Source organism: Algibacter marinivivus, assembly GCF_003143755.1.
Lineage (GTDB): Bacteria > Bacteroidota > Bacteroidia > Flavobacteriales > Flavobacteriaceae > Algibacter_B > Algibacter_B marinivivus.
On record NZ_QFRI01000002.1, the window covers coordinates 487,331 to 501,261 of the forward strand.

Sequence of the window (13,931 nt, forward strand, 5' to 3'; positions counted from 1 at the left end):
TAACGTCATTAGTATTTAACAAACACTTTTACATAATGCTCCACAGGAAAATTACAAGAATTAGCAATAAAACATAACCTATTGGCTTTTTCATGAAGCGTTTTTGCTAGTTCTTTTTTTGAAGCATCTTTTATAGTTACCACAGGGTTTAGAGTTACTTTTTTGAAGCGTCCACTACCCGACCCTTCTACTTCTAAGATGGCCTCAGCATTATCCTCATAGTTCAAAACTTCAATATTGTTTTGCGCACAAACGTATAAATACGACATCATGTGGCAAGACGCTAAGGCAGATAACAACAAATCTTCTGGATTATACAGTGTTTCATCGCCTCTAAATGGCTTTGCAGCTGACACTTCTAAAGGTGCATTTTTATTGGGTATTGTTACTACATGGTTTCTACTAAAACCTTTTGGGTTTTGGGTAGTTTCGTTATTACCTAATTGCCAGTTTACTTTGGCTTTAAAGATGTGGTTTGATGGCATGAGTTTGTTTTTTTGAAAGGTAAGGAATGGTCAAAGTATTAATATTATTTATTAAGCACAAGTACGTATAGGTATTTTAGTCGGAAAATTCTAACTTAGCTTATTAACTAATATTTAGTATCACCACAATTATATTTCTAATTATTTACACTCAAAGTCAAAACAAATGATTCAAAAAAAACTAACCAAACTAGTAGGACTCAAAAAAGAAGATTTTGATTTATTTGTAAAAACCAAACAAATAAAGTTACAGCCAGCAAGATTAATCCCCACTCTTAAAACTGGAGATGAAATGGCTCTAACATCAATATTTTTATCTACAGTAAGATTAGTAAAGGAATATAGAGATGGTATTTTTAAAAGTATAAAACTAAATCGTGCAGGAAAAGCATATTACTATACTGAGGCTTGCTTTCCAGACATTAATCAATCACGAATTGATGGCTTAATAATAGTTGTTACTAAAGGAGTTATTTCAGATGCCGTATTTTTTGAAATGAAAAATAAAAATAATGGAATTGATAAAACTCAAATTGAAAGTTATCTTTCAATATCAAAAAGTCTTAAAGTAACCAAATTAGTAACAGTATCTAATGAGTTTGTTGCAGATTCTTCTCACTCTCCTGTAAATGTGAAGGTTCCTCGAAATATATTTCTTTATCATTTCTCTTGGACATATTTAATAACTAAAGGGAGACTACTTTTATTTAAGAACGATTTAAAAATTCAAGACAACGATCAAGTAGAAATAATGTCTGAATCTTTACATTATTTTGAAAATTCAGTATCTGGTATATGCGGATATATTCAAATGAAAGCAGGTTGGAAAGAACTTGCAGAAAGTATTAGAGCACAAAAAACACTTAAAATGTCTGATGAATATATCGAAGAAGCTGTTTTAAGTTGGTATGAAGAAGAAAAAGATATGGCATTACTTCTTAGTCGGAGATTAGGAGTATTAGTTAAATCATCTCCAAAAACTAAAGACAGTCTTAAGAAAGACATTAAGAAAATAATAAAAGACAATTGTATTACAGGAGAATTAATAATTAAAAACACGGCATCTGATATTAAAATTTTAGCAGAATTTGAACGTCGAATTGTATCAATGTCTGTAAAATTAACACCTCCTTTAAATAAAGGAAACAAAGCCAGAATTACTTGGATTGTTAAACAACTAGAAAATTGTAAAAGAAAAAATGAAGCTTCTTTTATGAAATTGGAAAAAGAATTATTTATTGAAGCTAATATAAAATACGCTCAAGCAAATATTAAAGTTAAGTTATCAGAAATAGAGAAATTAATTGATTTAACTAAAGACAAAGATATCCAAGGTTTTAAAATAGTAATAAACAGAGGTTTTGGAGCTAGTTTTGCAAGTGTAAAAAAATTCATTGTATTAATTGAAATTTTAGTCTTAGAATTTTATGAAGGAATAGTTCAATATGTTAGCACTTGGGTTCAACCAACCCCAAAACTTATTCAAAAGGATAATGATTTAAATCTGTAACTTTACCCTCAAACCCAAACCATGTCAAACACCTTTGCTGCCATAGACTTCGAGACCGCAAAAGGTCATCATATTTGTTCTGTAGGTATTGTAACCTTTAAAGATGGTGTTATTGTAGACGAGTTTCATGCATTAATACAACCACCAAATAACGATTACAATTGGCATAACATCCAAGTACATGGTATTACTGAAGATGACACAAGGTTTGCGCCTAACTTTAAAAGTGTGTATCCAGAAATTAAAAAACGTATTTCTGGTATTACTACTGTAGCGCACAACGAATCTTTTGACAGAACCGTTTTATTAAAACCATGAAGGATTATAATATTCCACAGTCTGATTTAATTATGCCAGAACGTTGGGAATGTACACTTAAAATTTTCCGTAAAAAAGGATATAAACCTGCAAAGCTTGATGCTTGTTGTAAAGTGCATAATATTACCTTAAAACATCATGATGCGCTATCTGATGCACGTGCATGTGGTAAGTTGTTTTTAATTGCACAGTTTGAGCGCTTGCCTCTGTTTTAAGAGCATCAAGAAATATATAACCTATTTAATTACAAACAATTAAGTAGTAGTACGTATTTTTTATTTGGTAAGAAAATTCTAATTTAGCTTATCAAGCTACTTTGTTGTTTTGAAATAGTTAAAAAGCTTTATACTGAACATAAAAAAGCAAATACAACTAACTAAACCTACAAGATGTTACAAATATTGAGTGCTTAACTCAAATTTTTCTAACACTGGGTGCTATGGTCTTTTAAATTCGCAACATAAAACCTTATCAACATGGAACATCGATTTGTTGGATTACCAAAAAAAGGACAAACATATTTATACCTAAAAGAAGGCGGAAAACTAAAAAAAGCAAAGCAAGTGCTTTGGGGAGATTGGCTTTACATAGACCCTTCACTAAATATTACTCACAAAGGAAAAAACTATCTAGCTGTTATCTGGAGTCCAAAAGGTCCTGACCCAAAAACGTATTACATACTTGAAGAGCATACTGATGAAAAAAGACCAATGGAATTGATCTTTTTGGATGTTGGACAGGGAGATGGTTGTGTGTTAATTACTCCTGAGCGAGATCAGAATGAAAGAATTATGATTATTGACGCAGGTAAAGGAGATAATATGAATACCTTCTTAGAGAGTAGATTCAAAACCTACAGAAATAAATTTCAATTTGATGCAGCCATACTTACCCATCCTGACAACGACCACTACCTTGGCTTCGAGAGTATTTTTGCCAACAAGAAAATCGGGTTTAACAATGTGTATCATAACGGACTCAATGAACGTCCTGTAAAAGGCACTTGGGATAAAGTAGGTGGTCATCATAAAAATCATAATGGAAATAGCTACGTTCATGAGCTTGTAGAGACCAAAAAGAAATTAGAAGAGCTCTACGGAACTAAAGAAAAAATTGGAAGTTTTCAATATCCGGGTGTTATGTATAATGCGTTAACGAATGACAACATTAAAGGATACAAGATGTTGTCAGTACACAAGAAACACAGCACACATAAAAATGGACGTGCTTATATGAAGGGTTTTGCTCCAATTAACGGAAGAGGCTATACTATTGAAGTATTGGGTCCAGTTCCAGAGGAGAATGAAAATGGAGAATTAATGTTACGCAAACTTTCATCTTATGGAGAGACCAAAAACGGGCATTCTATTCTTTTGAGATTACACTATGGTAATTTCAAGATTTTCTTTGGTGGCGACCTTAATATTCCAGCTGAGAAATTCCTTTTACAGCATTATGCCAATAAGGATAAATGGCCCAAATATGGAAGCGCACGGAGTGAGGCAATGATTGAAGAGGCTCGAGAATGGTTCCGATCGGACGTGATGAAAGTATGTCATCATGGTTCTGAAAAAGTAACAGATGAGTTTATAAGAGCTGTTGATCCTGCTTGTTTCATAATTTCATCTGGTGATGAGGAAGGGCATGTACATCCAAGACCAGACTTACTTGGTAGATTAGGTAAATTAGGAAGAAGTAATAGCCCTGTTATTCTGTCTACTGAACTCCAACGATCGACTCGAGAACGCGAAGATCAAAAAGTTATTGATAGGTTGAAAAAAAATGTAAACAAGCTTAGGTCTATTAAGGAAGAAAAACTAGAAGATCACACCAAAAGTGTGGATGCAGATATTGCACGTCTTGGACGTACTAATGTAAGCGTATTTGGGTCTATTTACATCAAAACTGATGGGGAACGCCTTATTGCTGCTTTCAAAAACGAGGCAGATTCAGAAACAAAGAAATGGTTCTATTTTGAGTATCATCTTAATGATGAGGGGGAGTTAATTCTTAAATCATAATCTGAATTATAGGTTAAAGAATAACTACTAAACTACTTCATGTATTTTCCCTTCTTACTCCCTTCATACATCACATACTTTACTAAACGCGATTCTAATTTAGCGTTATAGAGTTGTATTTTTCTTGATGGACGTAATCCTACATGTTTTAAAGCATCTAAGTTTGAAGTAATAAACCATGCATCAGTTCCTGGGTAGTTTTGTTTTAGGGTATCCCCAATATTGGCATAAAATTCTTCCATATCGATATTTAAACGTTCACCATACGGTGGATTAAATACCATATGGAGTTTCTCGTCTCCACCTTTTTGGGTTTTGAAAAAATCTTCGTGTTTAACGTCTATAAAATCTTCTAGCTGTGCGTTTTCTACGTTTTCTTTGGCTTTATTTACCGCACTTGGGGCTTTATCATAGCCAATTATTTTATGATGGAAATCTCGGGTTTTTCCGAGTAGAGATTCTTCTATTTTTTCAAACAGCTCCACATCCCAATCTTGCCAACGCTCAAAAGCAAATTCTTTTCGCATCAGGTTTGGTGGTATGTTACAGGCTATCATTGCAGCTTCTATAAGCATGGTTCCTGAGCCACACATGGGATCCATAAAATTGGTTTGCCCATCCCAACCGGATAACATGATTAAGCCTGCTGCCAATACTTCGTTTATGGGTGCAATGTTGGTGGCTGTTTTATAACCACGTTTGTGTAGAGAATCTCCTGAGGAGTCTAAAGATATCGTACAACGACGTCTATCAATATGAACATTTATTTTTAGGTCTGGGAATTTAAGGTCTACGTTTGGACGTTGTCCGTCGGTATCTCTAAATTTATCAACTATGGCATCTTTTGTTTTTTGAGCGATGTAGAGCGAGTGCGAAAACAAATCGGAATGGATAGTGGCATCAATAGCTAAAGTGCCTGTAGGCTTTAAGTATTTACTCCAATCCATGGCGTAGATTTTATTGTATAAATCTTGCTCGCTATTTACATTAAAAGCATGTATGGGCTTTAAGATTTTTACTGCTGTACGCAATGCTAAATTACATTTGTACATAAACCCTTTATCGCCTGAAAAAGAAACGTTTCGAACCCCTTTTTTAACGTACATTGCACCGAGTTGAGTGAGTTCTTTTTCTAATAATTCTTCAAAGCCAAATAGGGTTTTGGCGACCATGTTAAAATTTTCTGCCATTTTTTTAAGTCTGATAGACTTTTTACGTCTAATAGATTGCAAAAATAATGTAATTTTGCGCAAATTAACTAGCATTAGCGGATAATGGGTTAAGGATTGCAGTGGAAAGCCCACAGCGAGGTACGAGCGAGGACTTGTAACGGAAAGCCTGACCCCGCTTTTGAGCGGGGTAACCCTCAAAAACTACTATGACAAACGATACTTCTACTTGGTTTACTTCTTGGTTTGACACACCATTTTACCACATTTTATACAAAAATAGAGATGATACGGAGGCACACGCGTTTATGGATACGCTTACCGGGTATTTGAATATTCCTGAGCATGGAACGATACTGGATTTGGCCTGTGGTAAGGGTAGGCATGCACGATATTTAAATAAAATAGGGTATGATGTTACTGGTGCTGATTTGAGTGAAAATAGTATTGATTATGCAAAACAGTTTGAAAATCACCGTTTGCATTTTGCTGTGCATGATATGTGCAAGCCTTTTGGTAAACAGTTTGATGCGGTTTTTAATTTGTTTACTAGTTTTGGCTACTTTGATGATGATGCAGATAATTTAAAAACGATAAAGGCGATTAAGGAAAATTTGAACGATTTTGGGTTTGGAGTGATTGATTTTATGAATAGTGAGTTTGTAATTGATAACTTAGTGCCTGAGGAAGTGAAAACGGTTGATGATATTGATTTCCATTTAAAACGCTATGTTGAGGACGGTTATATTATAAAAGATATTACTTTTACGGCGGACGATAAATTGTACAATTTTCAGGAACGTGTGCGTGGATTTACGCTTGCGGATTTTGAGTTGCTTTTTGAACAGGCTGGTGTACATTTATTAGATGTTTTTGGAGATTATAAACTACGTAAGTTTAGCGCTAAAACCTCTGAGCGTTTAGTAATGATTTTCAAATAAGCCGATAATCGGCATTTGTTTATTATCACTGTTTCGGGGTCGATAATCGGCTTTTGGTTTTGTTTACTGTTACGAATTATTATAGATTAGATTTTAAAATTGTATAGTATATTTTTTGAATGAATAAGTTTCTTTTTCCCATACTTGCTGTTATTTTAGGTTTTGTTTTAGCCTTTTTTACGAAGAAGCAAAAAACTTGGAACACCAAGCTCCTGCTATCCTTTAGTGGTGCTTTTTTATTGGCTTTGACACTTTTTGAGTTGCTTCCTGAAGTATATAGTCATTTAGATACTAAAATGACAGGACTTTTTATAATGTGCGGTATTTTACTGCAAATTGTTTTGGAGTTATTCTCTAAAGGCGCGGAACATGGGCACGTACATATCCATAAGGATGAAACGGCTTTTCCTTGGCTATTGTTTATTAGTTTGTGTATTCATAGTTTTCTAGAAGGGTTTTCTATTCATGATCATAATGATATGGTTTATGGGGTTTTGGTTCATAAAATACCAATTGCTACATTGATTACTATGTTTTTATTGCAATCTAGCTATACCAAAATACAGGTTGGTAGCTTTTTGTTAGTATTTGCTTTAATGACACCGTTTGGGACTTGGATTTCTCATACTTCATCGTTTCTTGCTGATTATGCACATATGATTAATGCTGTGGTTATTGGTATCTTTTTTCATATTTCTACCACCATTTTATTTGAAAGTGGCGAGGGACATAAGTTTAATTTATCAAAGTTTGTTTCTATAATACTTGGTGTTGGGGTGGCTTATTTGATTTAGATTGTCATTCCTGCGAAGGCAGGAATCTCATAAATTGAAACTAAAATATATTAAAGTGGATTCCTGCCTTCGCAGGAATGACAAAATTGAAGATTTTAAATGTTCTCAAAAGAAGAATCTCGTAAATTAAAACAAGAATTTTGGACCAGTTTTGGTAAGTCGTTCCCACGAAAATGGATTTTATATAATACCAAACTGAAAGGTCTTAGTTTTAAATTTTATTTTGACAATAAGAAAGCTTTAGTGGCTTTAGACCTTGAAGATGATTTGGAATACCGCATTAAATATTGGGAAAAACTTCTTGCTTTAAAATCGATTCTGCTAGATGAATACTTATCTGATGCTATCTACGATGAGGAATATTTTTTAGACAACCATAAAGAGATTTCAAGAATTTATGTGCCTTTGGAGCAAAAAGTATCTATCCATAATAAAAACTCGTGGCGAAATGTTATGGAGTTCTTCAATGAAAAGATGAGTTTATTTGAGGCTTTTTTTGAAGAGTATAAGGAGATTATTGAATAGTGAATACTACAACTTTTAACTTTTAACTAATTTAATCATTTCATAATCATCCATAACAAAACCACTACCAATATCCGCAATTAAAGCTCCTATGTTTTTAAAACCAAGTTTTTCATAAGCTTTAATAGAGTTTATATTGTTTATATTAACCGTTAGTCTTATACGCTTTAAATTGTAAGTCTTTGCTTTTTGTTCTACAAACTGCATTGCCGTTTTTCCTATTTTTTTTCCTCTATAGTTACTTAGAACATATATTTTACTTAAAAACAAGGTGTCTTTTTCCTCTTTTATGGAAATATAGCCAACAGGAGTTTCATCATAATATATTGAGAAATACTCATATCCATCTTCAACTTGCTTTTCAATAGCTTTTACAGATTGAAATTTGTCTAGCATATAATCTATTTGCGGTTTTCCAACAATGGGTATATAATGCTCTCTCCAAATAGTATCAGCTAAAATTTCAATTTGTTGATAATTTTGAGTGGTTATAGCTGCTTCAATTTTAATCATATCTGTGTTTAAAAATTCAAAGAAAACAATAAAAATCTATTTATGATGTTAATATAAAGTGAATTTACCATTCATCGAAAAATTACGCTATCTATCTGATTTTTAACTATATTTGAATTGATATCAGTCAAAAATACCTACAAATTATACAGACTGACTAAAAAAAATTGCATGAAACACCCCATACTCTATCTTTTTTTATGTTTTCCTATTTGTTTCTTTTCGCAACAATACAGCGACTATTTAGGTGCTGGACATAGTAATGGAATAACGGTTACTTCTAGTAGTCAAGAAAGTCGAGCAAGTTGGAATGAAGTTGCAAGTGATGATAACACTGTAAATGGCACAGGGTTAGATGGACGCTTACTAGAAACTTCTCGATTTTTAGCACAAGCCACTTTTGGTACCGATTTAGATTATATTAAATCAGTAGCTGAAAACTCTTTTGAAGATTGGATTGATACACAATTTGATTTGAATTCACCATCTTTTGGCGAACTGACGCAAACCGTTTTCGACAAAGCTTTAAATAGATTTGTTGCCAATGGCGGTAATGAAGACGATTATTTTGGACCTTATTGGATTCATTTTCAATATGCATGGTGGGAAAGTAACATTGACAATCAAGATTTACTCAGACAGCGCATTGCACTAGCCTTAAGCGAAATTTTGGTTATTTCAAGAGAATCTAATCTAGGAGATTATGGTATTGGTTTGGGTGATTATTACGATGTTTTAAAAGATAATGCTTTCGGCAATTACAGAAACCTTCTTAAAGATATCACTTTACATCCTATGATGGGAATTTATTTAAGTCATTATAATAACCCTAAAACAAATCCTGATGAAAACACAAATCCTGATGAAAATTTTGCAAGAGAAATTATGCAATTATTTTCTATTGGACTTTATGAATTAAATCAAGATGGAAGCTTTGTGTTAGATGGAAACGGTGATAGAATACCTACTTACGATAATAATGACATCAAAGAGTTTGCTAAAATTTTCACAGGTTTAGGTCCTGCCGATGTTATGGATAATCCCTGGGGTGTAATAACACAGTTTGGTGTAGAGCATTATTTGGCTGTAAAAGATATTCCTATGGCCATGTATGAAGAATTTCATGAACCTGGAGTAAAACGCTTACTTAACGGTTTAGTTGTTCCCAGTGGGCAATCGGGTATGCAAGACATAGATTCTGCTATTGACAACCTATTTAACCATCAAAATGTTGGCCCTTTTATAGCAATCCGTCTTATTCAACAATTAGTTAAATCAAACCCATCACCAGCCTACATATCCAGGGTAAGTTCAGCTTTTAATAATACAAAAGGTGTTAGAGGCAATATGAAAGCAGTAATAAAAGCTATTCTATTAGATGAAGAAGCTAGGAGTTGTAATGGTATTGAAAACCCAACAAGCGGAAAATTAATTGCACCAATGATTCGCTATTTTAATGTTGCAAGACAACTTGATTTAAATAATGAAACTAGTGAAAATTGGAATATTGCTTATAACTTTTATAGAGCAACAGGTCAATCACCTTTAGCGGCGCCACATGTGTTTAACTTTTACTTTCCCGATTATGTTCCTAATTCTGAATTTGATACTGCTAAATTAGTAGGTCCAGAATTTGAAATACATAATTCAGCAACAAGTATCGATTTTATAAATGAAGTTGATCTATGGACATTTCCTCAATATTACTCAATATTAGATACTTGGGATTTAGATATGGAAGGACGCGCTTTAGATTTTGAAGCACTTAAATATTACGCAAAAGATAGTGAAGTACTCATCAATCAATTAGATAAATTATTTACGCATGGGCAACTATCAAATGAAACCAAACAACTCATAATTGATGCAATAGATCCTATTGTAAATGATTGGAATGAAGATTTTAAATACACAGACTTAAGAGTAAAAATGGCTTTGTACCTTTTACTAATAAGTCCAGATTATGCCATCCTTAAATAGCCTCAAATGACTAAGCATAAACACATATCAAGAAGAAAATTTATAGGCAATTCCTGTGCAGCTCTTGGCTACACTACCCTATTTTCATCTTTAATAAACCTGAAAGCTATGGCAGCAACTGCCATGGATAATTCTTCATTAATAACAGTTGGTGGAGATTATAAAGCACTTGTTTGTGTATCACTTGCTGGTGGAAATGATTCCTTTAATATGCTTATTCCTAAAGGGAATACTGAGTATAATGAATATGCAAACACGAGGTCTAATTTAGCCATCCCGCAAAATGATGTTTTACAAATTAACCCTAATACAAGTGATGGTAGAGTTTTTGGTTTACATCCATCAATGCCAGATGTGCAACAACTATTTGAGAGTGGTAATTTAGCTTTCCTTTCTAACGTTGGAACACTCATAGAACCTTCAAGTAAAACTGATATATTAAACGGTGTTGTTAAAACACCTTTAGGATTGTTTTCACATGCTGATCAGCAACAGCAATGGCAAACTGGACGTCCAAATGAAAGAACCAATACAGGATGGGGAGGTAAAATTGCAGATTTAGTGCAGTCCATGAATTCTAATCAAAATATATCAATGAATATCTCATTACGAGGTAGTAATATTTTCCAACGAGGTGATCAAATTACACCTTATGCCATTAGTAATAATGGGAGTATTGGTATAAATGGCTATGGTAATTCTGGTCATTTTAATGAATTAAAAACGGCTGCTCTAAATACAATGCTTGAAAGAGATTATCAAGATATTTTCAAGAATGCATACAAAAACACCATAAAAACCTCTAACGATGCCAATTTAGAATTTCAGGCAGCTATTGATACTATTTCAGATTTCAGTACACAACTTCCAGAATATAATAATTTGGCTGATCAACTTAGAATGGTTGCTAAAACTATAGCATCTAGAGATACTTTAGGATTTTCCAGACAGATATTTTTTGTTCAAATAGGTGAATGGGATCATCATGATGAACTTTTGTTAAATCATAGCAATAAATTAGCCGAAGTCAATCAAGCTTTAAAATACTTTAACGATGTGATGACCGAATTGAATGTTGGAGATTGTGTAACCACATTTAGTGTTTCAGATTTTGCAAGAACTTTAACTTCAAACGGAAATGGAACTGACCACGCATGGGGCGGAAACGCCTTTATGATGGGTGGAGCAGTTAACGGTAAAGAAATTTATGGAAACTATCCTAATTTAGCTTTAAACGGCGACCTGAATATTAACGACAGTGTACTAATTCCAACAACTGCAGCAGACAGTTATATGGCAGAATTAGCATTATGGTTTGGTGTTCCAGCATCAGAACTTTCTACTATTTTTCCTAATATTTCAAATTTTTATGATACAACCTCTAATGTTCCGCCATTAGGTTTTATGAATATGGCATGATGAGAACACAAAACATTTGCATATTACTGTTTGCTTTTTTGAGTTTTCAATTCATTACAGCTCAATGCTATCAAGATAGACATAGCACTAATTGGTATGACGGTTGGGTGTCTTGTGAAATATCACAAAACCCGATTGCATCTTACGGAGAGACCCATTGGATTATGTACGATTTGGGTTATGATTATGTTTTAAACGAAACTAAATTTTGGAATGCCAATGAACCTAAACATATTGATTATGGTATAAATGAATTTAACATAGATTACTCTTTAGATGGTGTAACATGGATTAATTTAGGTGAATTTAATATGGAACAAGCCTCAGGCTTATCAACTTATGTAGGGAATGAAGGTCCAGATTTTGATTCTGCTCAAGCACGCTATGTATTAATTACACCAAACTCTAACTATGGTGGAGCCTGTTATGGTTTAAGTGAATTGAAAATTTCAATTACAGATCCGTTTTTAGTTGTTGATGAAGATGATGGATTTAATGCTTCAGTTTATCCAAATCCTTTTATAGATAATATCTCTTTACGAATTGTTGCCTTAGATGAAAACTCACCAATTGAATATACGCTTTACGATATTTTAGGGCGTGCAGTAATAGAAAATAGTATGTCTATGGTTGAAGGTAACGAAACTTACGAGTTCCCATTAAACGGCAGTAGCTTATCTCTTGGTATTTATATTTTGAAAGTGAAGCAAAGTGGAAAAGAGCGCTCTTTTAAGTTAATTAAGAGAGATTAACTTTTAAATCACGTAATAAAAAATCATAAAAAAGTGAAAAATAGCGCCTGCTAACACAAACAAATGCCAAATAACATGATTATATGGTATTTTTTGAATCGCATAAAAAACGATGCCAACAGTGTAAGCGAGCCCACCAGCAAATAGAAATAGAATCCCATTATCTCCTATTGTATCAGATAAGTTTGAAAAATCAAATATAATTAACCAACCCATAACTAAATAAAGTAAGGTTGAAAACAGTTCAAACTTTCCCGTAAAAAAAAGTTTTAAAATCACACCAAAAGCTGCTATTCCCCAAACGGTAAAAAAGAGCGTCCAACCTAAAGTCTGTTCTAATGAAATTAGACACACAGGCGTGTAGGTTCCAGCAATTAAAAAGTAAATACTAATGTGGTCTACAATTCTGAAATAGTGCTTACGCTTCTCCCCTTTTACGGCGTGATAACATGTTGAAGCTGTAAATAAAATAATGATTGAAACTCCGTAAACAATAACACTAAACAAACTCCAATCAGTTTTACTAGAGTTATACGCCATTAGTAACACTAATGCAACAATACCAAATACAGCACCAATAGCATGAGAAATGGTGTTTAATTTTTCTTCAAAAGCCGTTTGAATACGCATTTATTCTGACGGATTTTGATGAATCCATTTATTGGTTAAATCATAGAAATCAATATCCAAAGCAGATTTTTGACGGTCTAAACGCCCGCTTTGAAAGTTGCGCTGCAAAACATCTTCAATTAAATAATCTTCCTTTTCATTTAAAGGGTCGTACTCTCGCTTTAAAGAAATATCAAACATACTGGCTGTGGTATTATACCAAAAGGCACGCCAACCGTTACGCAATTCTTTTATAAGGTTAAATGTTGTTTTGCCAGTTTGCCTATGAATCAGTTTTACTAAAATTTGGCCTTCAGTTCTGGTAAGCTTTTTTAATTCTTCAGAAAACTCACCTTCTATATATTTTTGTACACGTTTAGTATAACGTTTCTTTTCTCTGTTTTTGGTTAAGGTTGCCATACGTGCATTCATAGAATCTAAGCGTTCTGCAGCAAGTTTAGCATACGGGTAAACTTTAATGGTTTTTCTTCTCAAGATTAGGTAACGTATTCTATCTTTTCTACTATCAAATTTTAGTTTATGAAGCAGCATGACTTCATCCAAATCTATAGAAACTCTTGGAACAGAATCGCCTTCTATGATAATATACTCTGTGGGTATAGAATCTTGTTTAACTTCTTTTACTTGAGAAAAGCATAAAAAAGGAAAAATAACAAGTATGTATTTTAAGTAATTCATTTAATAAATAATGGGACATTTATTGTGCCAAAAATACTGAATTTATTAAAATTGGTTGTATTGATTTTAGATTTTCATAATACTTGATTTTGTCAGAAAAAAATGATAACTTCGTTTAACGTCGGATATAAGTCACCTGTGCTGAACTTGTTTCAGTATTAAAACGACACATATCCTTAAAAACATTGTGCTTCAT

Annotated in this window: 15 protein-coding genes; 10 read left to right on the forward strand and 5 right to left on the reverse strand. The window is 33.1% G+C overall.

The genetic code is table 11. The annotated features are described in order from the left end of the window. Window positions 1–8: 8 nt before the first annotated feature. On the reverse strand, window positions 9–485 hold the full coding sequence (locus DIS18_RS10535) for an OsmC family protein (protein WP_109353021.1): 477 nt from the start codon (window positions 483–485) through the stop codon (window positions 9–11). Window positions 486–651: 166 nt separating this feature from the next. On the opposite strand from DIS18_RS10535, the gene DIS18_RS10540 reads away from it, so the two are divergent. From DIS18_RS10540 to DIS18_RS10550, 4 genes are all read left to right on the forward strand, one after another. Further along, window positions 652–1,995, forward strand: a complete 1,344-nt coding sequence (locus tag DIS18_RS10540) for a hypothetical protein (protein ID WP_109353022.1) — start codon at window positions 652–654, stop codon at window positions 1,993–1,995. A gap of 21 nt (window positions 1,996–2,016) precedes the next feature. Next, window positions 2,017–2,313 (forward strand): exonuclease domain-containing protein, encoded by a 297-nt coding sequence (locus DIS18_RS15125; RefSeq protein WP_342752165.1) that lies wholly within the window; start codon window positions 2,017–2,019, stop codon window positions 2,311–2,313. Continuing rightward, window positions 2,310–2,528 carry a 3'-5' exonuclease family protein gene (locus tag DIS18_RS15130; protein ID WP_342752166.1) on the forward strand — a complete coding sequence of 73 codons (219 nt, stop codon included), beginning with the start codon at window positions 2,310–2,312 and terminating at the stop codon, window positions 2,526–2,528. The genes DIS18_RS15125 and DIS18_RS15130 overlap by 4 nt, the downstream gene beginning before the upstream one ends. Before the next feature lie 261 nt (window positions 2,529–2,789). Then, window positions 2,790–4,334: a ComEC/Rec2 family competence protein gene (locus DIS18_RS10550; RefSeq protein ID WP_109353023.1), complete on the forward strand. Its 1,545-nt coding sequence runs from the start codon at window positions 2,790–2,792 to the stop codon at window positions 4,332–4,334. 32 nt (window positions 4,335–4,366) lie between these two features. Here DIS18_RS10550 and DIS18_RS10555 read toward each other — a convergent pair whose 3' ends face one another. Then, window positions 4,367–5,524: a THUMP domain-containing class I SAM-dependent RNA methyltransferase gene (locus DIS18_RS10555; protein WP_109353241.1), complete on the reverse strand. Its 1,158-nt coding sequence runs from the start codon at window positions 5,522–5,524 to the stop codon at window positions 4,367–4,369. A 188-nt stretch (window positions 5,525–5,712) separates the two neighbouring features. On the opposite strand from DIS18_RS10555, the gene DIS18_RS10560 reads away from it, so the two are divergent. The 3 genes from DIS18_RS10560 (at window position 5,713) to DIS18_RS10570 (ending at window position 7,763) form a co-directional block, all read left to right on the forward strand. Next, window positions 5,713–6,444 (forward strand): class I SAM-dependent methyltransferase, encoded by a 732-nt coding sequence (locus tag DIS18_RS10560; protein WP_109353024.1) that lies wholly within the window; start codon window positions 5,713–5,715, stop codon window positions 6,442–6,444. A gap of 119 nt (window positions 6,445–6,563) precedes the next feature. Next, window positions 6,564–7,238 carry a ZIP family metal transporter gene (locus DIS18_RS10565; RefSeq protein ID WP_109353025.1) on the forward strand — a complete coding sequence of 225 codons (675 nt, stop codon included), beginning with the start codon at window positions 6,564–6,566 and terminating at the stop codon, window positions 7,236–7,238. Between the two features lie 99 nt (window positions 7,239–7,337). Beyond that, a complete protein-coding gene (locus tag DIS18_RS10570; RefSeq protein ID WP_109353026.1) occupies window positions 7,338–7,763 on the forward strand; it encodes a DUF4268 domain-containing protein in 426 nt (141 codons plus the stop codon). A gap of 15 nt (window positions 7,764–7,778) precedes the next feature. On the opposite strand, the gene DIS18_RS10575 is transcribed toward DIS18_RS10570, so the two are convergent. Continuing rightward, window positions 7,779–8,276 (reverse strand): GNAT family N-acetyltransferase, encoded by a 498-nt coding sequence (locus tag DIS18_RS10575; RefSeq protein WP_109353027.1) that lies wholly within the window; start codon window positions 8,274–8,276, stop codon window positions 7,779–7,781. Between the two features lie 171 nt (window positions 8,277–8,447). Here DIS18_RS10575 and DIS18_RS10580 point away from each other — a divergent pair, with 171 nt between their 5' ends. The 3 genes from DIS18_RS10580 to DIS18_RS10590 are packed head-to-tail and all read left to right on the forward strand — an operon-like array spanning window position 8,448 to window position 12,427. After that, a complete protein-coding gene (locus DIS18_RS10580; RefSeq protein WP_109353028.1) occupies window positions 8,448–10,256 on the forward strand; it encodes a DUF1800 domain-containing protein in 1,809 nt (602 codons plus the stop codon). Between the two features lie 6 nt (window positions 10,257–10,262). Next, window positions 10,263–11,675, forward strand: coding sequence for a DUF1501 domain-containing protein (locus DIS18_RS10585; RefSeq protein WP_109353029.1), 1,413 nt, complete (start codon window positions 10,263–10,265; stop codon window positions 11,673–11,675). Further along, complete coding sequence (locus DIS18_RS10590; RefSeq protein ID WP_181364034.1) at window positions 11,675–12,427, forward strand: T9SS type A sorting domain-containing protein; 753 nt, start codon at window positions 11,675–11,677, stop codon at window positions 12,425–12,427. The genes DIS18_RS10585 and DIS18_RS10590 overlap by 1 nt, the downstream gene beginning before the upstream one ends. Before the next feature lie 3 nt (window positions 12,428–12,430). Here DIS18_RS10590 and trhA read toward each other — a convergent pair whose 3' ends face one another. Both trhA and DIS18_RS10600 read right to left on the reverse strand, forming a co-directional pair. Next, the gene (gene trhA / locus DIS18_RS10595; protein WP_109353031.1) at window positions 12,431–13,057 is read right to left on the reverse strand and encodes a PAQR family membrane homeostasis protein TrhA; all 627 of its coding nucleotides are present in this window, start codon (window positions 13,055–13,057) and stop codon (window positions 12,431–12,433) included. Continuing rightward, window positions 13,058–13,735 carry a DUF4294 domain-containing protein gene (locus DIS18_RS10600; RefSeq protein WP_109353032.1) on the reverse strand — a complete coding sequence of 226 codons (678 nt, stop codon included), beginning with the start codon at window positions 13,733–13,735 and terminating at the stop codon, window positions 13,058–13,060. Window positions 13,736–13,931: the final 196 nt, after the last annotated feature.